The sequence below is a fragment of the Hyphomicrobium sp. 802 genome (genome assembly GCF_000526135.1).
GTDB lineage: Bacteria > Pseudomonadota > Alphaproteobacteria > Rhizobiales > Hyphomicrobiaceae > Hyphomicrobium_B.
Genome location: NZ_JAFM01000001.1, coordinates 411,967 through 436,940, shown reverse-complemented (window position 1 = coordinate 436,940; position 24,974 = coordinate 411,967). Strand labels below are relative to the sequence as shown.

Here is a 24,974-nt window from a genome sequence, read left to right as displayed (position 1 = left end):
GCTGAGTCAAAGGCCGCAGAATGTGATACGGCGCCGCTTGGGCGCCGTAAAACACTTCACCACCAGCGGCAGAAGCGATGGCCGTGCCGCCACCAGCAATGGCGGTGACGATGATGCCAACGGCGCCAATAAACGTCCTGTGCCGCCGAAGAGTGCGCCGTAAGCAACTTCAGCGCATGCACGTCGCTGCTGACCGTTGCGGCGTTTGCGAAGCCAGCGCCCAGAACCACCGCCGCAGCGGCGATGGCCACTCTCAATGTCGTTTTCATGAGGTCTCCCCCCTTGCTTGTGAGAACAAAAGTCACGCCAAGTGAGGGCACACCTATAATCGGGGCTAATCGGGCGCCGTCCATACCATTTCGTAAAGGCTGGGGTCCACGCCATATAGGCGCGGCGAGTGTTGCGGCGAAGCCGCCGTAGGCACCGATCTTAAGAAGGAATGGCCAATCCGCCGAAGCGGCTTGTGGCCGAGACGATTTCAGGAGGTAACTGAAATCTGATTGGTGCCTGGAGCGGGCGAAGGGATTCGAACCCTCGACCCCGACCTTGGCAAGGTCGTGCTCTACCCCTGAGCTACACCCGCATGTCCAGAAAGCTTACGCCGCCTTGCGGCGGCGGAAGACCCGCCTTATGGCGCAAGTGATCGCCCAATGCAAGCCCCTCAATCACAGCGGCGAAAATGTCCAATCGCCCTTATATATCAGAGGCGGCCAGGGTATGGATGCGCCGCCCCCGACAGGAAAGCCGGAGAAAAACCTCGACCGATGCCCGTAACGCGCCAACAGCTCTTTCAGACCCTCGCCGATCTTGGAATTGAGACGGAAACGATCGACCATCCGGCCGTTTTTACCGTCGCGGAAAGCGACAAGGTCGAAATTGCCCTGCCGGGCGCCCACACCAAGAATTTGTTCTTAAGGGACGACAAGGGCGCGCTTTTCCTCGTCATCGCCAACACCGAAACCCGCGTCGATCTCAAAGCATTGTCGAAACGCCTAGGCGCCGGGCGATTTTCCTTCGGCAAGCCCGAGTTGCTGATGGAAACACTCAGCGTGACGCCGGGCTCCGTCACAGCCTTTGCAACGATCAACGATACCGGCAATCGCGTGAAGATCATCTTCGACGAGGCTCTGATGGCCGCCCCCTCGGTCAACTGTCATCCGCTTGAAAACACAGCAACAACAAACATTGCACGCGACGACCTTTTGCGGTTCATTCGGTCCACCGGCCATGAGCCTCAGGTCATGGTATTGACCGCATCTTGAGGTTCGAGCGGCGAGGAGATTGGTTCAATGGAATTTGGCGCTAAAGGCACGGAGTTCGGTGCACCCGGTGCCGCCGACATGATCAAGGATGCAACCACCGCTTCGTTCAAGGCTGACGTTCTCGATGCCTCGAAGACGGTTCCTGTCATCGTCGATTTCTGGGCGGCCTGGTGCGGCCCCTGCAAGCAGCTCACGCCCGTTATCGAAAAGGTCGTGCGCAGCTACAGCGGCAAGGTCCGCCTGGTGAAGGTCAACGTCGACGAGAACCAAGCGATTTCGGCGCAGCTTCGCATCCAGTCGCTGCCGACCGTCTACGCCTTCCGCGACGGCCAGCCGATCGACGGTTTCGTCGGCGTGCAGCCGGAAAGCGCAATCAAAGCTTTCGTTGATCGCCTCGTGGCCGACGATGCTGAGATCGGCATCGCCGAAGTTCTCAAAACCGGCGAAGAACTGCTGGAGCAGGACGACCTGCAAGGAGCAGCCGAAGTTTTCGCGAGCATCCTCCAGGAAGATCCGGCCAACGCCGAAGCCATCGCCGGTCTGACGTCCTGCTATATGAAGAGCGGCGACATTGCCCGCGCCAAGCAGACATTGGCGCTCGTGCCGCCGGATAAGCGCGAGCTTGCTGCCGTCAAAAGCCTCGAAGCAGCGATCGAGCTTGCGGAAAAAGGTGCTGACACTGGCGAACTCGATGCGCTCCAAAAGCGCGTCGCCGAAAACCCTCAGGATTTTCAAGCTCGTCTCGATCTCGCCGTCGGCCTCGGCGCGACCGGCGACAGGCAGGAGGCGCTTGAGCTTCTGCTCGATCTCATCAGGGTGGATCGCAAATGGAACGACGAAGCCGCACGCAAGCAGCTTCTGCAGTTCTTCGACGCCTGGGGCCCCAAGGAACCTCTGGTGGCCGAAGGGCGCCGGAGGCTATCATCCATCCTGTTCAGCTGATCCAGAAACGATCCTTAGCGGAGTTTTTTTCTTTTGATACTCACGGAGCGCTATCGACGCCCGGCTGATTTGCCCCCGAGGATTCCCGTTTTTCCTCTTCGCGGCGCGATTCTCCTGCCGCGCGCCACATTGCCCTTGAACATCTTCGAGCCTCGCTATCTCGAAATGATCGATCATGCGATGTCAGGCGCGCGCATCATCGGCATTTTGCAACCTGTCGTATCGGGCGATGACGATCAGGAAAGCCCGATCGAGAAAACGGCCGAGTTGCGCTCCGTAGGCTGTGCCGGCCGCATCACGTCGTACCAGGAATTGGACGACGGCCGGTTGATCATCACGTTGACGGGCATTACGCGCTTCGAGTGCGTCGGCGAAGCCGAAACCGAAATGCCTTACCGCATTATGAGCGTGAGCTACGACAAATTTGCCAGCGACCTGACCGAAGGTCTCGGCGAAGAGCTGGTCGATCGGCAAAATCTCTTGCGCGTCTTGAAAACCTATCTCGAAGCCAACCGCCTGAAAACCGATTGGTCGACGATCCAGCGCGCATCGAACGAATTTCTCATCAATGCTCTGTCGGTGATGTGTCCTTACGGACCGGAAGAAAAGCAGGCACTGCTCGAGGCCAAGGATCTGCGGTCGCGCGCCGAAGTTCTCGTTGCGCTCGCCGAAATCGATCTGGCGTCGAACGGCAGCAGCGGCACGACACTTCAGTAATATCGGAAAAAGCCATGACCGATGATGCTGACGACAGCGCTCCAGACGACGCCAACGCCGTCGATCCACAGCTGCTTGAGCTGCTCGTCTGTCCTTTCACCAAGACACGTCTGATCTACGATGCGAACAAACGCGAATTGTTGAGCAAAGCTGCAGGCTTGGCATTTCCGATCCGCAATGGCGTACCGTTGATGATCGAAGATGCAGCCCGCAAGCTGACCGACGAAGATCTGCGCCGGCTGTAATGAACATCTGAGCGGCCTGCTATTGCGACAGCAGATTTGATCGCCGCCACTGTGCGCTTAACCACGTCTCTTTAGACTCTGTAAAAGTGCACTGGCCGACTGTGCCCCGGCATTTAGGGGCCAAAGAAATTGTTTCGAAAACTGATTTACTCGCGACCTGTCGGGGAGCGTATGGACATGCAGCCATCGCCCGGCGGAAACAGGCGAGCGACTTGGACATGGCGCGTGTGCGCGTCTACGGCGGCTATCATCGGCACGCTTTTGCTTGTCCTTGGTCTTGTCTCGAGCGCCGTGACATTCGATAGCGGCCTCACTGCCGCTTTTGTCGGCGTCGCGGTGCTGACCGCGGCTGCGATCCTTAGCGTCACGCTGCCCTGGAAATTGTGGCGTCAGAAAACGCCCGTCGCGCAACGCGATACAAGGCGTGCGGACGATGACATCGAAGACCTCAAGGATGCGCATTGGCGCCTATCCGACAACGCCGTCCGCTATCGCCAATTTTTGGATTCGCAGCGCGACTTCATCGTCCGCCGCGCGAAAGACGGTCGTCTTGTCTTTGCGAATACGGCGTTCCTTGAAGCCTTCGGGGTGCGCAGCGAGGACATTCTCGGCTCGCGCTTCCGGCCACACATCCTGCGCAGCGAATCCACTGCCGGCATGTCGGCCACCAACTTGCGAACGATTGAGCTTCTGCCTACGCGGCGCGGCAAGCGCTGGATCGCCTGGGACGAAACGGAAGTCTTAACCCAGGACGGCGCCATCGAAATCCAGAGTGTCGGCCGCGACATCACCGTCGAACGTGAAATCGAAGAGCGGCTGCGCGGCGCCTGCGATCGCGCCGAGACGGCCAATCGCGAGAAGTCCCGCTTTCTCGCCGCCATGAGCCACGAAATCCGCACACCAATGAACGGCATCATCGGCATGATCAGCCTGCTGCGCGATACTCAGCTTGATCCAGAGCAGAGAACCTATGCGCGCGTTGCGGAAGATTCCGCCCGCGCCCTTCTCGGTCTGATCGACGGCATTCTCGATCTCTCCAAAATCGAGGCGGGAAAATTCGAACTGGCGAACGAGATCTTTTCGCTCCGGAACTGCATGACCCAGATGATGCAGCTCATGGCGCCCGACGCTGCCGCCAAGAAGTTGACGTTGAATTTGGCGATATCGGACGCAGTGCCCGAGTGGGTTCGGGGGGACGAAATCCGTCTGCGCCAGATCATCCTCAACCTGTTGTCGAACGCCATAAAATTTACCGACACGGGCGGCATCTCCGTCGGCATCTCCATCGCGAATGATCCCCCTGCCAATCCCGACGCCGTGCGCATCGCTATAGAAGTCGCCGATTCCGGCATCGGTTTCTCGCCCGACGCGGCCCGCCGCCTCTTCAACGAGTTCGAGCAAGACGCCAGCGCGATGAACCGCAATCCGGCAGGCACCGGCCTCGGCCTCGCGATTTCAAAACGCATCGCCCAGGCCATGTCCGGCGACATCGTCGCTTCGGCCGGCCCCGACAAGGGTGCCGTCTTCACCGCCCGGGTGGAACTCCATGCGGCCGGCGCGCCGCCTCTCACGGCCGGTTCGCTCGTGCCGGGTGAAAGCGGACGGGACGGCTCCGAAGCAGCCCTCCGCCGCGCCCCTTGCCCGCCGTTTCGCGTCCTGGTTGCCGAGGACAACCAGATCAATGCCCTGCTCGCCTGCAAAATCATCGAACGCGCCGGCGGCACGGCGACCGTGGTCGAGGACGGACGTTCCGCAATCACGGTGATGTGGGAAGTGCTGGAGCGCAAACGTCCTGCGTTCGACCTCGTGCTGATGGACGTTCTGATGCCCGAGATCGACGGCATCATGGCCACCAAATCGATCAAAGCGCTCTATCGGGAACGTAAGGACGCGGCTCTCTCGTGTCCGCCGATCATCGCGCTGACGGCCAACGCCTTCGCCGAGGACCGCGACCGTTGCCGCGCCGCCGGAATGGACGACTACCTCGCCAAACCCTTCGACGCCCGCAATCTCCACGACCTGCTTCTCAGGTGGGCGCCCCAACCCCTCCGTGCTGCACCACCTGCCGCTTGATCAGCGGACGTTTCGATCTAAAAACTGTCACGGAATCGTGCTAGCGGCGTGTGCTAGAGCACCGTGGGGATTTCTATCCGATGTGGCAGGCAATTGCAGACCGAAGCAAACGTAAGCCCGGCCGTCTCGGAAAGCTCCCGGCGGGCCTTGCCGCCATCGAAGCGCTGAGCGCTCCCGGCCGCCGTCTCAAGGGCTTTGCCCGCGACATCGAGCCGAAGGTCTACGGCCGCGTTGGCAATCTGGAAGTGCGGTTGGCCCGTACCTGGGCCGAGATCAAGCTTGCGCAACGTCTGCGCTATCAGGTCTTTTTCGAAGAAATGTCGGCGGTGCCGAGCCGCCTCGCGCAATTCCGCCGTCGCGATGAGGACGCTTACGACGCGCTCTGCGATCATCTTCTTGTCGTTGATCTCGATAAGACGATGCCAGGACGCGCCGGCCGTCCGGAACGTCCGAAAGTCGTCGGCACTTACCGCATTCTTCGCCAGGAAATTGCCGAGCAAGGCCCCGGCTTTTATTCCGCCGGCGAATACGACATCGCCCCTCTTCTCAAAAGCAAGGCGGCGACCCACCGCTTCATGGAGCTTGGCCGCTCGTGCGTGCTCGCCCCCTATCGCAGCAAGCGATCGGTTGAACTGCTGTGGCACGGCCTTTGGACTTATGTCCGCGAAAACCGCATCGACGTGATGATCGGCTGCGCCAGCTTCGAAGGCATCGACCTCGAAGACCACAAGATGGCGCTGAGCTACTTGCATCACAAAGCCCTGGCGCCGCTCGAATGGCGCGCCAGCGCCCGCGATCCGCTCGGCGTCTCGATGAACCTGATGCCGATGGCCGACATCGATCAGAAGGCAGCGCTGAAAGCCATGCCGCCGCTGATCAAGGCTTATCTGCGGCTGGGCGCCTATTTCGGGGACGGCGCCGTCATCGACCGGCAGTTCGGCACGACCGACGTGCTCGTCATCATGCCGGTCGCAAAAATCGATCCGCGCTACTTCGATCACTACGGCGCCCCGGCCGAAACCAAGAGCCGCATTGCCGTCGACGCCTGATCGACTCCCACCTCAAAATTCCCTCGCCCTGTTGGGAGAGGGTAGGGTGAGCGGGCAGAAATAGTCCGCTATTCCTTCGCAGCACCATAAGCGGCCAGCGCCGCCATGTTGACGATGTCCGCGTCCGTCGCGCCGAACGTGCAGATCTGCACCGAATGCGACAGTCCGGTAACGATCGGCCCGATCAGCGTTGCGCCCGCCAGTTCCTTGATCATCTTCGTCGAGATCGACGCGGCGTGGAACGCCGGCATCACCAGAACGTTTGCGGTGTCCGACAACCGGCAGAACGGATAGTGCTCCATCAGGCTGCGATTGAGCGCGACGTCGGCCGCCATGTCGCCGTCGTACTCGAAATCAACGAGACGCTCGTCGAGAAGCCGCACGGCTTGGCGCACCTGCTCCGAACGCTCGCTTTTCGGCTGCCCGAACGTTGAGTAGGCAAGCAGCGCCACTCGTGGCTCGATGCCGAAATAACGCGCAGCCCGCGCCGCTTCGACGGCGATATCTGCAATCTGCTCGCCCGTCGGCAAATCGTGAATGCTCGTGTCGGCGATGAGCACGGCGCGGCCGCGGATCAGCACCAGCGACACGCCGATCACGTGGCGGCCGGGCTTCTCGTCCATGACCCGATGTATGTCGGCATAGACGCTCGTCCAGTTGCGGGTCACGCCTGAGACCAGCGCATCGGCATGCCCGTGTACGACCATGAGCGCAGCGAAAACATTTCGCTCATTGGTAACCAGACGCTCGCAGTCGCGCTTCAGATACCCGCGCCGCTGCAATCGCGCATACAGAAACTCGGTAAACTCATCGAGGAACGGTGACTCGCTCGTGTCGATCAGTTCGAATTCCCGGCGAAGCGGAATGCCGAGCTCGCGGAAGCGATCGGTGACGACTTTCTTCCGCCCGATCAGGATAGGCTGTCCATAGCCCTGCTGGAAGAATGTATGAGCCGCGCGGATAACGGCAGGCTCCTCACCTTCGGCAAACACAACGCGCTTGGGATCGTTGCGAACCGCGTCGAACGTTGATTGCAACCAGCCCTGTACCGGATCGAGCCGCGCATTGAGGCGTGCAACGTAGCCTTCCATATCGACGATCGGATTGCGCGCAACGCCCGAATCCATTGCCGCTTTCGCGACAGCGGCGGAGACGTGCGGCAGCAGGCGTGGATCGAACGGCGCTGGAATTATGTATCCGGGACCAAACGTCGGCCGCTCACCGAGAAACGCCGCTGCGACCTGATCCGGCACCTCGGCACGCGCCAGCGCCGCAATCGCTTCGGCAGCCGCGATCTTCATCGCATCGTTGATCGTCGTCGCATGCACGTCGAGCGCGCCGCGGAAGATGAATGGAAAGCACAGAACGTTATTGATCTGGTTCGGGTAGTCCGAACGCCCAGTCGCCATGATGGCATCGGTGCGCACCGACCTTACTTCTTCCGGGGTGATCTCAGGATCCGGGTTGGCCATCGCAAAGATGAGCGGCTTTGGTCCCATCTGCGTAACCATCTCTCGCGACAGCACGCCGGCCGCCGACAATCCGAGGAAAATATCGGCGCCGCCGATGACATCGCTCAGCGTCCTGGCGTTCGTCTTCTGAGCAAACGGCGCCTTATAGGGGTCCATCAGCTCCTTGCGACCCTCGTAGACGAGACCTTTGATATCGCAAACGTAGATGTTCTCGCGCTTGAGACCTATCTTCACGAGCAGATTGAGACAGGCGAGCGCCGCAGCACCCGCGCCCGCGCACACAAGCTTCACGTCGCCGATATCCTTTTCGACGACGCGCAATCCGTTCAGCACGCCTGCTGCAACGACAATGGCCGTCCCGTGCTGGTCGTCATGGAAAACGGGAATATCGAGCAGCTCTTTGAGCTTCTCTTCGATCACGAAGCAATCGGGCGACTTGATATCTTCGAGGTTCATGCCGCCGAAAGACGGCCCGAGATAGCGCACCGAATTGATGAATGCTTCCGGATCGGGCGTATCGACGAGCAGGTCGATGGAATCGATGTCGGCAAATCGCTTGAACAGCGCCGCCTTGCCTTCCATCACCGGCTTCGCTGCCAGCGCCCCGAGATTGCCAAGCCCCAGAATGGCGGTGCCATTCGACACCACGGCCACGAAATTGCCCTTGCTCGTGTAGGCGTAGGCATCGCGCGGATTTTCGGCGATGGCCTGAACGGGAATGGCAACGCCCGGAGAATATGCCAAAGACAAATCGCGCTGCGTCGCCAACGGCTTCGTTGGCGTAATTTCCAGCTTGCCGGGCTTGCCGTTGGCATGGAATGCAAGCGCTTCTTGAGCCGTCACGTGGGCTGCGCGGTGAAGGGAGGGCATGATGTTGACCGTTCAGGATTTCGTGCGCCAGGGCAGTGTTGCCCAAACACACATCAGGGGATAAGGGCCGGCACGATAGGTTGCGGGAGCCGGGACGGCAACCTATGCATATCCAGCGCTTGGATGGGGCGGCGAGACGTTCCTTTTCGCGCCTTTCGTAAAGCCGAACAGGGCAATTTGAAACGTAATCTCTTGATGTCCAGAACCGACGAGCCGCGCAAGAGCAGGCGGCCAGAATCGGCGCCGTCGGCGCCTGCCGAAGTGTCGCAGAGCAGCACTACGCCCGCGACGCCCGAGGCAACGCCCTCCATGGCGCAATACCTAGAAATCAAAGCGGCCAATCCCGATAGTCTCCTTTGGTATCGGATGGGCGATTTTTATGAGCTTTTCTTTGACGATGCGGTCATCGCCTCCGAGGCGCTTTCGATTGTTCTGACCAAGCGGGGCAAGCACCGGGGCGAAGACATCCCAATGTGCGGCGTCCCCGTGCACCGCGCCGACGAATATCTGCAAAGGTTGATCAAGCAAGGGCACCGCGTCGCGGTTTGCGAGCAGCTCGAAGACCCGGCCGAGGCGCGGAAACGCGGCGCTAAGGCCGTCGTCAAACGCGACGTCGTCCGCCTCGTGACTCCCGGCACGCTGACCGAGGAAGCCCTGCTCGACGCCAAGGCGCGCAATTACCTGACGGCCGTTTTCCTCGCCACCCCGGCTGAGTTGGGTCTCGCATTCCCGGACGCCCGCGTCGCGCTCGCCTCGATCGATATTTCGACCGGCGAATTCGAGGTCTCGGAAGTGTCAGGCGTCGATCTTTCCGGCGAGCTGATCCGCCTGGCGTCGAGCGAAGTTCTCGCCGCCGACACGCTCATCGGCATGGAAACCTTCACACGGACGGTCGATTATTCCGGCGGCAAGACGACGCCGATTCCATCCGCCTATTTCGATAGCGCTTCCGGCGCACGCGATCTCAAAGAATGCCTTGGCGTCGCCGATCTCGCCGGTTTCGGTTCGTTTTCACGCAGCGAACTCGCCGCCGTCGGCGCCGTTCTGAAATACGTCGACCTGACGCAGATGGGGCGAAAGCCGCTGCTGCAAGCGCCGCGCCGGTCGGGGAGTGCGGCCCTCTTCATCGATGCTGCCAGCCGCGCCAGCCTCGAACTCGTGAAATCGACGTCGAGCGACAAATCCTCGACCTTGCTTGCCGCGATGGACCGCACCATTACCGGCGGCGGCGCACGTGAACTGCAAGCCCGAATTGCAAGCCCCCTGATTGCGCCCGCTCCCATCGAAGCCCGTCTCGACGCCGTGTCCTTTCTCGTCGACAACCGGCGTCTAATGGACGAACTTCGTGACTGTCTGCGCGGCACGCCCGATCTCGCGCGTGCCCTGCCGCGACTGACGTTCGGCCGTGGCGGCCCGCGCGATCTTGCCGCCGTGCGCGACGCCATAGACGCAGCATCCAACGCCGCGAATATGCTGAACCGCGCCGCAACCCCGCTCCCGTTGCCGCCCGAGCTGCAATCCATCAGCACGCGTCTTGAGGCCGTTCCGGCAGCCCTTGCTCACGCGTTGAAGAATGCCCTTGTCGACGATCCGCCGCTGCTTCGCCGCGACGGCGGTTTCATCCGCGAAGGCTACAATTCCGATCTCGACGCGGCACGCGCTCTGCGCAACGACAGCCGCCGTGTCATGGCTGAGCTTGAGACCCGCTACATCGAAGAAACGGGCATCAAGACGCTCCGCGTGCGCCATAACAATATTCTCGGTTTCTACATTGAGGTCACGCAACTTAACGCCAAACCGCTGATGTCGCCGCCGCTATCCGAGCGATTCCGTCACCGCCAGACGATGGCAAATGCGGTACGCTTCGCGACCTCCGAACTGCTCGAAACCGAAGGCCAGATTGCATCCGCCAGCGAACGCGCACTCAATCTTGAGCAAGAAATCTTCACGTCGCTGACGGAAGACATCTCAACCGCAACAGACGCGCTCGGCGCAGCGGCCGCCGCGCTTGCCGAACTCGATGTTTACACGTCTCTGGCATCGCTCGCGCTGGAACAGGGCTATGTGCGCCCATCCATAGACGAAACGTCCGCCTTTGAAATTCGCGGCGGCCGCCATCCCGTCGTCCAGCAGGCGCTGGCGAAACAGGGCGGGACCGCCTTCATCGAGAATGATTGCATTCTCGGCCGCAGCGGCACCCCAGAAGCACATCCCGACGAAAACGAACTTCCCGATGCCCGCATCTGGCTCGTCACCGGTCCGAACATGGCCGGCAAATCGACGTTCCTGCGCCAGAACGCGCTCATCACCGTGATGGCGCAAATGGGCTCTTACGTGCCCGCACGCTCGGCTCACATCGGGGTCGTCGACCGGCTGTTCTCGCGCGTCGGCGCCTCCGACGACCTGGCGCGCGGCCGATCGACCTTCATGGTCGAAATGGTCGAAACGGCAGCGATCCTCAATCAGGCGACGAAACGCTCGCTCGTCATCCTCGACGAGATCGGCCGCGGCACCGCAACCTTCGATGGTCTTTCGATTGCGTGGGCGACAGTCGAATATCTCCACGGCGTAACGAAGGCCCGCGCCCTCTTCGCCACACACTACCATGAGCTGACCGCACTCGCCCGCCGTCTCGACGACATCGCCAACGTCACGATGGACGTCGCCGAATGGCACGACACCATCGTTTTCCTGCACAAAGTGAAGCCCGGCGCGGCCGACCGTTCCTACGGCATCCAGGTGGCAAAGCTCGCAGGCCTTCCCGATCCGGTCGTCGCCAGAGCGCGCCAGGTGCTCGCCCGCCTTGAAAAAGCCGACCGGCGGCCCAAAGCCGGGGACGAAAGTATTGATGATCTGCCGCTATTCTCTGCGGCGCGGCCCAAAGGCGCATCAGGCGGCGCATCGGCCGGCGAAGAGCCTTCTGCCGTTGAAAAGCTGCTCTTGAACATGCATCCTGATGATCTCTCGCCCAAAGCGGCGCTCGAGAAGCTCTATGAACTCAAGGCTCTGGCCGAAAATTTGAAGAAGACGAAGCCTTGACCGACGATACCGTGAACGTCCTCATCCCGCCGCCCTATTTTGACCGGCTCGCCGCCCGCCGCGAGTTAACGGGGTATTTCAATGCCAGCAATGCCTCCCACGCGGAAGCGCGCCCCAAGGTGCTGGAAAGCCTGAAAGGGCTCGTCAAGAATGCGCGCGAATCTGCCCGTACCGCGCTCGAAGCCGACGGCAACGGTCGCCGCTGCGCCGCGGGCCTGAGCTTGTTTCAAGACGAGTTGCTGCGCCTCATCTACGATTACACGGTGACGCACGTTTATCGCGCCACCAATCCCTCCGATGCCGAACGCATGGCGATCGTGGCGACAGGCGGCTACGGCCGCGGACTGCTGGCGCCGGGCTCCGACATCGACCTGCTGTTTCTGCTTCCCTACAAGCAGACGCCGTGGGGCGAGAGTGTCGTCGAATACATGCTCCTGATGCTCTGGGATCTGGGCTTCAAGGTGGGGCACGCGACGCGTACGGTCGATCAATGCTTGAAGCTCGGCCAGGCCGACATCACCATCCGCACCGCGCTGCTCGATTCCCGATTGATCCTCGGCGACACGCAGCTCTTTGCCGAATTCGAGGATCGCTTCCGCGCCGAAGTCGTCAAAGGCACCGCGCGCCAGTTCATCGACGCCAAGATGGCCGAGCGCGACGAACGCACGCGCCGGGCGGGCGAAAGCCGCTACAAGGTCGAGCCCAACATCAAGGACGGCAAAGGCGGCCTGCGCGATCTCCATACGCTGCAATGGCTGTCGAAATACATCTTCAATCAGGAAGTCGGCGCAGCAGCCGTCGAAGCTGGTATCTTCACGCCGGAAGAAGTTCAGACGTTCCGCCGCTGCGAAGATTTTCTCTGGCGCGTTCGCTGCTTCCTGCATTTCCTCACTGGCCGCGCCGAAGAGGTTTTGTCGTTCGAAGTTCAGCCCGCGATGGCGAAGAACCTCGGCTATACCTCGCGTGAAGGTCTCCGCGCTGTCGAACGCTTCATGAAGCATTACTTCCTGATCGCAAAGGACGTCGGCGATTTGACGACGATTCTGTGCGGTGCGCTGGAAATGCAGCAACTGAAAACATCGCCCGGATATAAGCGCCTGCTGAGTCCGCTAAGCTGGAAAACGCGCCGCGAAGTCCGCGAGAAAACCGATTTTCGCATCGACAACGATCGGCTCAACGTCACCGACCGCGAGGTTTTCGCGCGCGATCCGGTCAATCTCATTCGCTTCTTTGCGCAGGCCGCGAACACCGGCGCGTATCTTCATCCCGACGCCATCCGGCTGCTGCGCAGCTCGCTGCGCCTGATCGACGACAAGCTGCGCCACGATCCCGAGGCCAACGCCATTTTCCTTTCGCTGCTGACGGCGAAAGGCAATCCAGAAGCCTCGCTCCGGCACATGAATGACGCGGGCGTCCTCGGCCGCTTCCTGCCGGAATTCGGCCGCATCGTCGCGATGATGCAGTTCAACATGTATCATCACTACACGGTCGATGAGCATCTGCTGCGCACGCTCGGCAACATCGTTGCTATCGAGCGCGGCGAGCTTGCAAGCGAGTTGCCGCTTTGCACGGCGATCTTCTCGTCGATTCAAAACCGCCGCGCCCTGCTCGTCGCCGCGTTCATCCACGATATCGGCAAAGGCCGGAAGGAAAGCCACTCGATCGTCGGCGCCCGCATCGCGCGCAAGCTATGCCCGCGTCTCGGACTGACGGCAGCCGAAACCGATCTCGTCGCCTGGCTGCTCGAAGAGCATCTGACGATGAGCAACTTTGCGCACTCACGCGACATTTCCGATCCCGACACCATCCGCGCGTTCGCCGACATCGTACAAAGCCCGGAACGCTTGAAGCTTCTTCTGCTGCTGACCTGCGCCGACATTCGCGCCGTCGGTCCCGGCGTCTGGAATGGCTGGAAAGGCCAGCTTTTACGCACACTTTATCATGAAACCGAACCGCTCGTGGCGGGCGGCCACACCCAGATTCCGCGCGACGAACGCATCGACAAAGCGCAGGCGGCACTCCGTCAGGCGCTCGTCGATTGGCCAGCAGACGTCGTCGACGACTTTATCGATCGGCATTATCCGAACTATTGGCTTCGCACCGATCTTTCGACGCAGATCGCGCATGCGAATGTCCTGCGCGATGCCATGCAATCGCGCGGCAAGTTCGCTACCAACATCAAGACCGATGCCTTCACTGCCATCACCGAGCTGACGGTCTTCGCGCCAAACCATCCCCGTCTTCTCTCGCTGTTTGCAGGTGCATGCGCCGCGGCGGGCGCCAACATCGCCGGCGCTCACATCACGACCACCCGCGACGGCTACGCGCTCGATACCTTCCTGCTCAATCGCGAATTCCAGGACGACGAGGATGAGCTGCGCCGATCTCGCCGCATCATCAACACCATCGAAAGCCTGCTCAACGGCAAAGAACGGCTATCGACGCTGCTTAAGAAAAAACGCATCGGCACGCGCGGCGTCGAAGCCTTCACGGTGGAACCCGAAGTCGTCATCAACAACGCGCTGTCGGATCGCCTGACCGTGCTCGAAGTGTCCGGGCGCGACCGCCCCGGACTTCTCTATGAGTTGACTTCGGCACTGTCGGACCTTTCGCTCGACATTTCCTCCGCACACGTGACGACGTTCGGCGAAAAAGCTGTCGACGTCTTCTACGTCACTGACCTCCTCGGCAAGCAGGTCATCAACGAGACCAGGCAGGCCACGTTGCGGTCGCGCCTCAGATCAATCCTCGATCCGGCCCGCCCGAAAAGCGCGACCGAGCCCGCCAGAGTTTGATGCTTGTGCCGGCGCGTGACTTCACGGCCACGGCCCACAAGGCAGCCGCCGGGCCATCAAATTGCCAGATGTCTACGGCCTGAAGCCGGTTTAAGAGGGCAAATCTGCTTTGTGGCACAACGCGAACCTTTTCGATGAAACTTTATAAATCGTTTGCCACCGTCGGCGGCTTGACGCTGCTAAGCCGAGTCTTCGGCTTCATGCGCGATATCCTGATCGCCGCCACGCTTGGATCGGGCTGGGTCGCGGACGCCTTCGTCGTCGCCTTTCGTTTCCCCAATCTCTTTCGCCGCCTTTTCGGCGAGGGTGCATTCAATTCGGCGTTCGTGCCGATCTTCGCCAAAAAACTCGAAGGCGACGGCCCCGAAGCTGCCCGACGCTTTGCCGAAGACGCGATGGCGGGCCTCCTTTTCGTGCTGCTGATCGTTACCATCGTCGCTGAAATTGCGATGCCGTTTCTGATGTACGGGTTGGCGCCCGGCTTCGACGCCCGGCCAGAGAAATTCGATCTCTCCGTGCTGCTGACCCGCATCACGATGCCGTACCTTCTCTGCATGTCGCTCGTCGCGCTGATGTCGGGCGCATTGAACTCGATCGGCCGCTTCGTCGAAAGCGCATCCGTCTCAATCGTGCTCAACGGCGTGATGATGGTCGCGACGCTGATCTCGATGTGGATGGGCTACAAGGCCGAACCGGAAGCCGGCGTCATCCAGGCTTGGGCCGTCTTCGTCGCCGGTTTCCTGCAGCTCGCCGTGCTGATATGGGGCATGCACCGGGCTGGCATGCGTCTCGGCATCCGCCGGCCGCGACTGACAAACGACGTTCGCCACCTTGTCCGGCTCGGCATCCCAGGCGTCATTTCCGGCGGCGTAACCCAGCTCAACATCGCCATCGGAACGGTCATCGCATCGCTTCAGCCGGGCGCCGTGTCCCACCTCTATTACGCCGATCGCATCTATGAATTGCCGCTCGCAATTGTCGGCATTGCGGTCGGCATCGTGCTGCTGCCCGACGTCGCGCGCCAACTCAGAGCCGGCAACACGGCGGCCGTAATAGACAGCCAAAACCGCTCGCTCGAATTCGCACTGCTGCTGACGGTCCCCGCAGCCTTTGCGCTCGCCGCAATCCCGACCGACATCGTCCGCGTGCTGTTCGAGCGCGGCGCTTTCGGCCCGAAAGATACCCACGTCACCGCGTCTGTGCTGGCGATGTTTGCGCTCGGCCTGCCCGCATTCGTGATGATCAAAGTTTTTTCGCCGGCCTATTACGCCCGCGAAGACACCAAGACGCCGATGCGCTACGCCGTGATCAGCCTGACGGCAAATACCATCGGCTCGATCGGACTGTTTTTCATGTTCCGTCATCTCGGCATGCCGCCGCAGCTCGGCATCGCCATCGCGACGGCAATCGGCGGCTGGCTCAATGCCTATCTGCTGTGGGCCACACTGAGCCGCCACGGCGATTTCGTCGCCGACAGCCGCATCAAGCGCAACATCCCTCTGATCCTGTTGGCCAGCGCGGTCATGGTCGCGGCCCTCCTCGCCATCAGCCACTGGCTGTCGCCCCAATACGGGCATGACACGGGGTTTTTGGTAAAAGCCTCGATTCTCGGGATCGAGATCGGCGCCGGCCTGATCATTTACGCCCTAATCATCTTGGCAACCGGCGTCATGACGCTCGGCCAGCTCGGCCGTCTGGCGCGCAAGCAACGTTAGGCAATGCGCAAGACTTGCGCGGCGGCCGCATGCACGCGATAAGGCCGCCAAATCATTTCAACACCGGTACGGATCCCATGAAAATCACGCCGCGCGTCTTCTCGGGCATGCAGCCGACAGGCAGCCTGCATCTCGGCAACTATCTCGGCGCGATGGTCAACTGGATCAAAATGCAGGACACGCACGAGTGCATCTATTGCGTCGTCGATCTGCACGCGATCACGGTAGCGCAGGACCCCGCTGAGCTGAGAATGGCAATCCGTCAGGTCACGGCCGCCTACATCGCCGCCGGTCTCGATCCGAAGAAGAGCATCCTTTTCAACCAATCGCAGGTTTCCGCCCACGCCGAACTCGCCTGGATCTTCAATTGCGTCGCCCGCTTGGGTTGGCTCAACCGCATGACGCAGTTCAAGGAGAAAGCCGGAAAGGATCGCGAGCAGGCCTCCGTCGGCCTGTATGCCTATCCCAACCTGATGGCCGCCGACATTCTCGCCTATCGGGCGACGCACGTTCCCGTCGGCGAAGACCAGAAGCAGCATTTGGAACTCGCCCGCGACATTGCGCAGAAGTTCAACAACGACTATTCGGCTTCGATCATCGAGAACGGCTTCGCCGACGGCATTTTCTTCCCCCAGCCGGAGCCCGTCATCACCGGGTCCTCGACGCGCGTCATGAGCCTGCGCGACGGCACGAAAAAAATGTCGAAGTCTGACCCATCCGACCTCTCGCGCATCAACATAACGGATGATGCCGATACGATCGCGAAAAAGGTCCAGAAAGCCAAAACCGATCCCGAACCGCTGCCGAGCGACGAGACAGGTTTCGCAGGCCGCCCGGAAGCCGAAAACCTGATCGGCATCTACGCGACACTTGTCGATAAGCCCGTTGATGCCGTTCTCGCCGAGTTCGGCGGTCAACAGTTCTCGTCGTTCAAGAAGGTCCTGGCGGACGCGCTCGTCGCCCGCATCGAACCCATTGCTATCGAGATCAAGCGGCTGTCAGCCGACCCTGCCGAGATCGACCGCGTCTTGGGTGACGGCTCGGCGCGCGCCCGCGAAATCGCGTCGCCGATCATGGACAAGGTCAAGGATATCGTCGGCTTCATCCGCAGCTGATCGCTTACCCACACGTTCCCTGAAGTTGCATATGGCGGCAGCACTTGCCGCCATTGCAGCCGCAGGGCGGGAGTGGCAGCATCCGGACCATGAAACCGCGTCGCTCATTCGAAGAAGGCCATCGCCGCAAGTTCCTGATCGTCGTCGACGAGAGCCAGGAAGTCGAAAGCGCGCTCTATTACGCCTCGAGCCGCGTCCAACGCTCTTCGGGCATGATCATCATGCTCTACGTCATTGAGCCGAGCGAACTGCAGAACTGGGCGGGCGTCCGTCAGATGCAGATCGACGAAGAGACGACGAAAGCCAAGGCCCTGTTCCGCCTCTTCCGCCGTAAGCTTGCCCACGCCGGTTTCGAGGCTGTCGAAACCGAAGACGTAATCCGCGAAGGCCGCACCGCCGAAGAGGTCAACAAGCTCATCGCCGAAGACGAAGACATCGCGATTCTGGTGCTTGGCGCGTCCATCGACGCCAAAGGCCCCGGACCCCTTGTCGCATCCCTGGCGGCAGGCCGTGCGGGCGGCGGATTTGCGGTTCCCGTAACGGTCGTTCCGGGCCAACTTTCACTCGCGGAAATCAAGGCATTGGCCTAAATTGGCCACAGATCCGAGCCGGGCGATAACCTCGACACGGCCATTTGGCGTACCTATATTAGAAGCCTTCCAATCACCCGCCGGCGGGCGATGCTCATTCACCGGACACGAAGTGAGGCCAGCATGTTTATTCAGACCGAAGCGACGCCAAACCCGGCAACGCTGAAGTTCATCCCCGGCCGTGACGTCCTCGCTGACGGCACCGCCGATTTCCGCTCGAAAGGCGACGCTGTAGCCTCGCCGCTTGCAGCCCGGCTTTTCGCGATCGACGGCGTCAACGGCGTGTTCCTTGGCTCAGACTTCATCTCGGTGACCAAAGGCAACATCGAGTGGCAGCACCTGAAGCCGATGGTCCTCGGCGCGATCATGGAGCACTACATGTCCGGCGCCACGGCTACGGACGAGGAAGACGCCAACGACAGCAGCGCCGAAAACTACGATCCGCAAGACGAATCGATCGTCGCCACGATCAAGGAGCTGCTCGAAACCCGTGTGCGCCCCGCTGTCGCACAGGACGGCGGCGACATCACCTTCTCAGGCTTCCGCGACGGTGTCGTCTACCTGCACATGCGCGGCGCCTGCTCGGGCTGTCCAAGCTCGACCGCGACCCTGCGGCACGGCATCGAAAATCTCCTGAAGCATTTCTTGCCGGAAGTGCAGGCTGTAGAACCGGTCTAAACTGAGAATTTCTTCCTTTGAACCCCGCCTCGGCGGGGTTCTTCGTTTCTGGACCTAAAAACAACCACGGAAATGGAAATGACCACACCACTCGATCATGCCGCATTCGATCAATTGTTTGATAAGGCCCGCACAAACAATAAATGGCAGCCGCGCGACGTGCCTGATGATCTATTGAAGCAGATTGTCGAGCATATGAAATGGGGTCCGACGAGCGTCAACTGTTCGCCCGCTCGAATTGTTTTCGTGAAATCGCCGGAAGCGAAAGAGCGTCTAAAACCGCACCTCAGCCCCGGAAATGTCGATAAAACAATGGCCGCGCCAGCGACCGCGATTATCGCCTACGACTTGAAATTCTACGAATATCTGCCGCGTCTCTATCCGCCGGCCGATGCCAAAAGCTGGTTTGTCGGCAAAAAAGAGCACGCCGATACGACGGCATTTCGAAATGGCAGCCTGCAAGGCGGCTATTTTATTCTGGCAGCCCGCGCGCTTGGCTTGGATTGCGGGCCAATGTCGGGCTTTAACAATGCCGCCGTCGACGCCGAGTTCTTCGCTGGAACCGACATAAAGTCGAATTTCCTATGTAATCTTGGATATGGCGACCCGGAGGGTATTTATCCACGTTCGCCACGATTTAGCTTCGACGAAATGGCATCAATCGTATAAAAAGCCGCCCGGAATGAATATTCTTTCGCTCGATACCTGTTTTGATGCCTGCTCCGTCGCGGCGGGCCGGGGGCTTCGTTCGCTCACCCCCGGCATTTCGTTCGCATTCGAGGGTATGCAGCGCGGCCATTCCGAGCGATTGATGCCCATGATCGAAATGGTCATGGCCGAAGCAGGCCTGAAATTCAAATCGCTCGACCGCATTGCGGTCACGTTTGGACCGGGCACATTTACAGGCACGCGCATTTGCGTTTCTGCAGCGCGCGCGCTTGCTCTCGCGACGGGCGCTCAATTCGTCGCGATTTCGAGCCTCAAGCTTATGGCGATGAGTCCGAGAATACCCGCAGCACCGACACGTCGTGTTGCTATCGCGACCGACGCCCGGCGTGACGAAGTTTATATTGAGGTTTTCGATCGCCATTCGCTGCAAAGCGTTGCCGCTCCGCAATGCCTTGCAATCACCGACGCGGTAAAAGCCTTAGGGACAGCACCCATCGTCGTCGCCGGTTCCGGTGCTGAAGCGCTTGCCGCAGCCGCCCGCCGCGAAGGCATCGAGGCGACGGCGATCCTGCCGGACCTGCTGCCCGATGCCCTCGATCTTCTGTTTCCGGCCTGTGAGATGCCGGTAACGGACAGCCTCCGCCCGCTTTATCTTCGGCCGCCCGATGCCAAGCCGCCTGCCCCAAGCCCGTTCCTCGGAGCCGGTGCATGACGAACGTCACGCCGTTTCGGAACGTGAAACACGCAAGCATGCTTTGGGCGTCGCCGGATCGAGCGGAGGAAATCGCGGCGCTGCACGCTAAACTTTTCGATCCGGCCTGGAACACTGATGCAATCAAGGGCCTGCTCGAACACCCCGCCGCCACCTCGTTGATCGCCGTCGCCGGCGGTCAGAAAAAATCCGTCATTGCCTTTGTCATCGGCCAGCTCGCCGCCGATGAAGCCGAAATCCTTTCCATTGGCGTTTCGCCCGATTGGCAGCGGGTCGGCCTCGCCACCGGTCTGCTGGAGGGCTTGAGCCGTGCCGCCCGCCGCGGCGGCGCCAAACGCATCTTCCTTGAAGTTGCAGAGGACAACGAAGGCGGCATCGCGCTTTATCGCAAACTCGGCTTTACCGAAGCCGGACGCCGCAAGCGTTATTACGAACGCCCCGGCAGCACAGCCGTCGATGCATTGACGCTCGTTCTCGATCTCGACGCCGCCAAAGCCTAGCGTCGATATAGACGCGAAGCCTTGCCACAGCCTATATGGCCGCCATACTCGGGCGACGAGGAATCGTCTTCAGCCAAAGCTTGATCGTCATGACCGCACCTTCGGCGAAGTCCGAGACATCCATCGAAAAACGATGCACGGAGTATGGCCTGCGCATGACCGGCCAGCGGCGCGTCATCGCCCAGGTCTTATCGGCAGCAACCGATCATCCCGACGTCGAGGAAGTGCACCGGCGGGTCGTAGCCGTCGACGCACGCATTTCGCTTTCGACGGTCTACCGCACGCTGAAGCTTTTCTCGGAAAAGGGCATCTTGGAGCGCCACGACTTCGGTCATGGCCGCGGCCGCTACGAACCGGCGCCCAGAGAGCATCACGACCATCTGGTCGATATCGAAACCGGCCGCGTGATCGAATTTTCCAACTCGGCGATAGAGGCGCTACAGGAGCGCGTCGCGCGTGAGTTGGGCTTCGAGCTTGTCGGCCATCGCCTGGAGCTCTACGGCGTGCCGCTCGGAAAAAAGAAGTCGTCCGCCCGCAGAGGCTAGGCCACGATGGCACAGGGATCGCTCCGCGCTTCGGCAGTTCTGACAGGCTTCTTCGGCTTCACGCTGCCGCTGATGCCGGTGCAGGCGCTGCTGCTTAAGGTTTCGCCCGCCGCCGCCCGCCGCTTTCCCAATTGGTATCATCGCAACGTCTGTCGGATTCTCGGCGTCAAACTGAAAATCGAAGGACAGGTCGTTGACGACAAGCCGGTGCTGCTCGTCTGCAATCACACCTCCTGGCTCGATATTCCGGTGCTCTCTGCCGTTGCCCCGGTGTCGTTCGTCGCCAAGCTCGAAGTCGGTAGCTGGCCGTTCGTCTCGGCGCTCGCGCGGCTTCAGCGCTCCGTCTTCGTCGATCGCACGCGACGACAAGCAACCGGCGACGCCGCAACCGAAATCATGAAAAGGCTGAAGCTCGGCGATACGATCGTGCTGTTCGCCGAGGGCACATCGAGCGACGGCAATCGCGTACTGCCGTTCAAGACATCCCTGTTCGGCGCAGTCTCAGGTCAAGGCGCAACGGGCAACGGCGACGTCGTCGTACAGACCGCAGCCGTCGTCTATACCCATCTCCGCGGCGTCCCCCTGACCCGCGCCGACCGCCCGCGCATCGGTTGGTACGGTGACATGGAAATGACCTCGCATGCCTGGGGGGTGCTCAAATCCGGGCCGATCACGGCAACGATCAAGATCAGCCCACCCGTCCCGCTTTCGGAATTCAAGGATCGCAAGGACCTGGCGCTCAAGACCGAACGCGCCGTCCGTTCCGCCGTCCTCGGCATTCTGCGCGGCCGCCCCGACGACCCGGCTCTCATCCCCGTCGAGCCGAGCCAGGAAATCCGCCGCCAAAAACTGGGCTTGCCTGCGGCCCGCAGCGAGAAATGGACATAATCGACCTATTCTGTGCTATGCGCTTCCTCCTCAGGAAGCCTGAGCCAAAACCCCAATCTTAATTGGCCCATCGACGTGCAGCGCCCGAACACCAAAAGCTATTATTTGAAGACCTTCGGCTGTCAGATGAACGTCTACGACAGCGAGCGTATGACGGAAGCACTGGCGCGCGACGGCTATGCCGCGACGGACGACATCGCTGGCGCCGATCTCGTCATCCTCAATACCTGCCACATCCGTGAGAAAGCCGCTGAGAAAGTCTATTCCGATCTCGGCCGCATTCGCGACATGAAGGACGCGCGAAAGCGCGACGGCAAGGAAACCGTGATCGCCGTGGCAGGCTGCGTGGCACAAGCCGAAGGCCGCGAGATCACAACCCGTCAGCCTGCGGTCGATCTCGTCATCGGCCCGCAAAGCTATCATCGTTTGCCCGAACTGATCGAACGCACCGCGAATACCCGCGAGCACATCGTCGAAACAGAATTTCCCGGCGACGAAAAGTTCGAGCGCATGAAAGCGCCGCGCCGCGTGTCGTCGCCGTCCGCATTTCTGACCGTGCAGGAAGGCTGCGATAAGTTCTGCACCTTCTGCGTCGTGCCCTACACGCGCGGCGCTGAGTTTTCGCGCTCGCTCGTAAAGCTCGAAGCCGAAGCCCGCGAGCTGATCGCGGCAGGAGCCAAAGAGCTTGTGCTGCTTGGCCAGAACGTCAACGCCTATCACGGCGAAGGCCCTGACGGCCGCACGATCGGCCTCGCCGAATTGATCCGCAGGCTGGCGGATATCGAGGGCGTCGAGCGCATCCGCTACACGACGAGCCACCCGCGCGATATGGACGCCGACCTGATCGCCGCCCATGCCGAAGTTCCCCAGTTGATGCCGTTCCTGCACTTGCCGGTGCAGTCTGGCTCCGACCGTATGCTGGCTGCCATGAACCGCAAGCATCGCGCCGAGGAATATTTGGACCTCATCGGCCGCCTGCGCTCCGCCCGCCCCGACCTTGCCCTGTCGAGCGATTTCATCGTCGGCTTTCCCGGCGAAACCGACCAGGATGCCGAGGACACCCTTTCGCTCATCAGGGCAGTCGGTTTTGCTCAGGCCTTTTCTTTCAAATACAGCCCCCGCCCCGGAACCCCGGCTTCAACCCACGAGGGTCAGGTCCCCGAAGAGGTCAAATCCGAACGTCTCCAGCGCCTTCAGGCGCTGCTAGACGACCAGCAGGCAGACTTTAACACCCAGGCCCTCGGCATGACCGTTCCGGTGCTGTTTGAACGCCGCGGCCGCCAGCCGGGTGAATTTGTCGGCCGGACACCCTATCTACAGCTCGTTCACGTGGCCGCCGAGGGCGACCTCGTAGGGCGCACAGCAAACGTGGCCGTGACCGATGCCCGCCGCGTCAGCCTGTCGGGTGTCATCGCGGCAGCATAATCGGACGATAGGGGTGGGGCCGCACTTGTTGTGCGTTAACCACACCTCGCTGTGCCGAAGGCATATTCCGCATGCTAACGTTGCTTCTACGGTCGATTCGATTTTGACTTCTGCGCGTAGAAAAATCGCAACCAAAGGAGAGTCAGGATTGGCAGCATTCCGCGGGTCCTCCGCGTCAGCCTCGAGACGGCCCAGCCCCGCCGGCAAGGCCGAACTTGAAACTGCTCGCGTCGTTGTACCCTTTGAAGACAACCGGCTGCTCACCCAGCTGCTTGGGGAATACGATAGCCACCTGGCCCTGATTGAAGATCGATTAGGCATTGATGCCCACGCTCACGGCAACGTCGTCATCCTGACTGGCCCGGCCGCCGCCTGTGATATCGCCCGAAACGTTCTGGAACGCCTTTACGCCCGCATCCGCAAAGGCGAGACGGTCGGCGCCGGCGATATTGACGGACTGATCCGCCACGCCCGGACCGAAGGCTCTGAAACCGACGGGCAGGCCCAGATCGCGACGCGCCGCAAGGTCGTTAAAGCCCGCACCCCGACGCAAAGCGAATACATGCGCGCGATCCAGAAGAAGGATCTCGTGTTCGGCGTCGGCCCCGCCGGTACCGGCAAAACCTATATCGCCGTAGCTTTCGCCGCCCATTGCCTTGAGCGCGGCCTCGTCGAACGCATCATCCTATCGCGGCCCGCCGTTGAAGCCGGCGAACGCTTAGGCTTCCTGCCCGGCGACATGCGCGACAAGGTCGACCCGTATCTTCGGCCGCTTTACGACGCCCTGTACGACGTCCTGCCGCCTGAAAAGGTCGAGCGCGATATCGAAACCGGCGTCATCGAAGTGGCGCCCCTCGCCTTCATGCGCGGCCGCACGCTGTCGAATGCCTTCGTCATCCTCGATGAAGCGCAGAACACGACCAGCATGCAGATGAAGATGTTCCTGACCCGTATCGGCGAGGGCTCGAAAATGATCGTGACGGGCGACCCGTCCCAGGTCGACCTGCCGTTCGGGACCAAGTCCGGCCTCGTCGAAGCTGTCGAGCTGCTCGCGGGAGTTGACGATATCTCGATCATCAACTTCATGGCCGGCGATATCGTCCGCCGCGACCTTGTCGCCAAGATCGTCGACGCCTACGAAAAGCCGAAGTGAACCAATGCCTGCGTCACCAAATGCGGCTAAGCCTGTCTTCGAGGTTGAGATCGTCGAAGATGACGGGGACTGGTCGCAGATTTCTGATCTCGATCATTTGATCGAGACCGCTGCCCAGGCTGCCGTTGCGGCAGCCGAGGGACAAATACCGGGTTTCGTTTCCGTCGCCCTGTCTTCGGACGCGATCGTCGCCGACCTCAACGGCCGCTTTCGCGGCAAGCCTAAGCCCACGAATGTCTTATCTTTTCCGGCTGGGGACGGAGCCCCCGACGGTCAGATTGGCGACATAATCCTCGGGCTTGAAACGGTCGAGCGAGAAGCCGCCGAGCAAGGCGTCCCGATCGCGCATCATCTGCAGCATTTGGTCGTCCATGGCGTGCTGCATCTTTTAGGCTATGATCACGAAACCACGGCAGATGCGGAACGCATGGAAGCCATTGAAATAAATATACTTTCTAAATTAGGCATAGCAAATCCCTACACGGGCGAGCTGGAAACCGGTACAAGTGAGTGACCGGGT

General features: G+C 60.9%; 22 protein-coding genes and 1 tRNA gene. 20 read left to right on the top strand and 3 right to left on the bottom strand.

Going from position 1 to position 24,974, the window contains the following annotated elements; genetic code table 11:
• Positions 1-56 precede the first annotated feature (56 nt).
• Together HYP802_RS0102215 and HYP802_RS0102210 are read right to left on the bottom strand one after the other, a co-directional pair.
• Positions 57-269: a hypothetical protein gene (locus HYP802_RS0102215; RefSeq protein ID WP_013950392.1), complete on the bottom strand. Its 213-nt coding sequence runs from the start codon at positions 267-269 to the stop codon at positions 57-59.
• 239 nt (positions 270-508) lie between these two features.
• A tRNA-Gly gene (locus HYP802_RS0102210) sits at positions 509-583 on the bottom strand.
• A 181-nt stretch (positions 584-764) separates the two neighbouring features.
• Between HYP802_RS0102210 and HYP802_RS0102205 the strand changes: the two genes are divergently transcribed.
• The 6 genes from HYP802_RS0102205 to HYP802_RS0102180 all read left to right on the top strand — a co-directional run bounded on the left by HYP802_RS0102205 (position 765) and on the right by HYP802_RS0102180 (position 6,288).
• Positions 765-1,262, top strand: a complete 498-nt coding sequence (locus HYP802_RS0102205; protein ID WP_024275053.1) for a prolyl-tRNA synthetase associated domain-containing protein — start codon at positions 765-767, stop codon at positions 1,260-1,262.
• 27 nt (positions 1,263-1,289) lie between these two features.
• Entirely contained in the window at positions 1,290-2,204 is a 915-nt protein-coding gene (trxA, locus tag HYP802_RS0102200; RefSeq protein WP_024275052.1) for a thioredoxin, read from the top strand.
• A 33-nt stretch (positions 2,205-2,237) separates the two neighbouring features.
• A complete protein-coding gene (locus tag HYP802_RS0102195; RefSeq protein WP_013950389.1) occupies positions 2,238-2,921 on the top strand; it encodes an LON peptidase substrate-binding domain-containing protein in 684 nt (227 codons plus the stop codon).
• 14 nt (positions 2,922-2,935) lie between these two features.
• On the top strand, positions 2,936-3,166 hold the full coding sequence (locus HYP802_RS0102190) for a Trm112 family protein (protein WP_013950388.1): 231 nt from the start codon (positions 2,936-2,938) through the stop codon (positions 3,164-3,166).
• Positions 3,167-3,343: 177 nt separating this feature from the next.
• Positions 3,344-5,239: an ATP-binding protein gene (locus tag HYP802_RS0102185; RefSeq protein WP_245261436.1), complete on the top strand. Its 1,896-nt coding sequence runs from the start codon at positions 3,344-3,346 to the stop codon at positions 5,237-5,239.
• 80 nt (positions 5,240-5,319) lie between these two features.
• Positions 5,320-6,288: a GNAT family N-acyltransferase gene (locus HYP802_RS0102180; protein ID WP_024275050.1), complete on the top strand. Its 969-nt coding sequence runs from the start codon at positions 5,320-5,322 to the stop codon at positions 6,286-6,288.
• 68 nt (positions 6,289-6,356) lie between these two features.
• Here the strand turns inward: HYP802_RS0102180 and HYP802_RS0102175 are convergent, their stop codons facing one another.
• Positions 6,357-8,630, bottom strand: coding sequence for an NADP-dependent malic enzyme (locus HYP802_RS0102175; RefSeq protein ID WP_013950385.1), 2,274 nt, complete (start codon positions 8,628-8,630; stop codon positions 6,357-6,359).
• 195 nt (positions 8,631-8,825) lie between these two features.
• On the opposite strand from HYP802_RS0102175, the gene mutS reads away from it, so the two are divergent.
• From mutS to ybeY, 14 genes are all read left to right on the top strand, one after another.
• The gene (gene mutS / locus HYP802_RS0102170) at positions 8,826-11,669 is read left to right on the top strand and encodes a DNA mismatch repair protein MutS (protein WP_024275049.1); all 2,844 of its coding nucleotides are present in this window, start codon (positions 8,826-8,828) and stop codon (positions 11,667-11,669) included.
• Positions 11,666-14,464: a [protein-PII] uridylyltransferase gene (locus HYP802_RS0102165; protein ID WP_013950383.1), complete on the top strand. Its 2,799-nt coding sequence runs from the start codon at positions 11,666-11,668 to the stop codon at positions 14,462-14,464. The genes mutS and HYP802_RS0102165 overlap by 4 nt, the downstream gene beginning before the upstream one ends.
• Before the next feature lie 134 nt (positions 14,465-14,598).
• Positions 14,599-16,179: a murein biosynthesis integral membrane protein MurJ gene (gene murJ / locus HYP802_RS0102160; protein ID WP_024275048.1), complete on the top strand. Its 1,581-nt coding sequence runs from the start codon at positions 14,599-14,601 to the stop codon at positions 16,177-16,179.
• A gap of 77 nt (positions 16,180-16,256) precedes the next feature.
• Positions 16,257-17,294 carry a tryptophan--tRNA ligase gene (trpS, locus tag HYP802_RS0102155; protein WP_024275047.1) on the top strand — a complete coding sequence of 346 codons (1,038 nt, stop codon included), beginning with the start codon at positions 16,257-16,259 and terminating at the stop codon, positions 17,292-17,294.
• Positions 17,295-17,383: 89 nt separating this feature from the next.
• Positions 17,384-17,884 (top strand): universal stress protein, encoded by a 501-nt coding sequence (locus tag HYP802_RS0102150; protein ID WP_024275046.1) that lies wholly within the window; start codon positions 17,384-17,386, stop codon positions 17,882-17,884.
• A 123-nt stretch (positions 17,885-18,007) separates the two neighbouring features.
• Positions 18,008-18,562: a NifU family protein gene (locus HYP802_RS0102145; protein WP_013950379.1), complete on the top strand. Its 555-nt coding sequence runs from the start codon at positions 18,008-18,010 to the stop codon at positions 18,560-18,562.
• Positions 18,563-18,640: 78 nt separating this feature from the next.
• Positions 18,641-19,231: a malonic semialdehyde reductase gene (locus HYP802_RS0102140; RefSeq protein ID WP_013950378.1), complete on the top strand. Its 591-nt coding sequence runs from the start codon at positions 18,641-18,643 to the stop codon at positions 19,229-19,231.
• A gap of 13 nt (positions 19,232-19,244) precedes the next feature.
• Complete coding sequence (tsaB, locus tag HYP802_RS0102135) at positions 19,245-19,943, top strand: tRNA (adenosine(37)-N6)-threonylcarbamoyltransferase complex dimerization subunit type 1 TsaB (protein ID WP_024275045.1); 699 nt, start codon at positions 19,245-19,247, stop codon at positions 19,941-19,943.
• Positions 19,940-20,443: a ribosomal protein S18-alanine N-acetyltransferase gene (gene rimI, locus HYP802_RS0102130; RefSeq protein ID WP_013950376.1), complete on the top strand. Its 504-nt coding sequence runs from the start codon at positions 19,940-19,942 to the stop codon at positions 20,441-20,443. The genes tsaB and rimI overlap by 4 nt, the downstream gene beginning before the upstream one ends.
• A gap of 89 nt (positions 20,444-20,532) precedes the next feature.
• A complete protein-coding gene (locus HYP802_RS0102125; RefSeq protein ID WP_024275044.1) occupies positions 20,533-20,988 on the top strand; it encodes a Fur family transcriptional regulator in 456 nt (151 codons plus the stop codon).
• A 6-nt stretch (positions 20,989-20,994) separates the two neighbouring features.
• Entirely contained in the window at positions 20,995-21,876 is an 882-nt protein-coding gene (locus HYP802_RS0102120; RefSeq protein ID WP_013950374.1) for a lysophospholipid acyltransferase family protein, read from the top strand.
• 75 nt (positions 21,877-21,951) lie between these two features.
• On the top strand, positions 21,952-23,301 hold the full coding sequence (miaB, locus tag HYP802_RS0102115; RefSeq protein WP_013950373.1) for a tRNA (N6-isopentenyl adenosine(37)-C2)-methylthiotransferase MiaB: 1,350 nt from the start codon (positions 21,952-21,954) through the stop codon (positions 23,299-23,301).
• Positions 23,302-23,449: 148 nt separating this feature from the next.
• Positions 23,450-24,454 (top strand): PhoH family protein, encoded by a 1,005-nt coding sequence (locus HYP802_RS0102110; RefSeq protein WP_013950372.1) that lies wholly within the window; start codon positions 23,450-23,452, stop codon positions 24,452-24,454.
• A gap of 4 nt (positions 24,455-24,458) precedes the next feature.
• Positions 24,459-24,968, top strand: coding sequence for an rRNA maturation RNase YbeY (gene ybeY / locus HYP802_RS0102105; RefSeq protein ID WP_013950371.1), 510 nt, complete (start codon positions 24,459-24,461; stop codon positions 24,966-24,968).
• Positions 24,969-24,974: the final 6 nt, after the last annotated feature.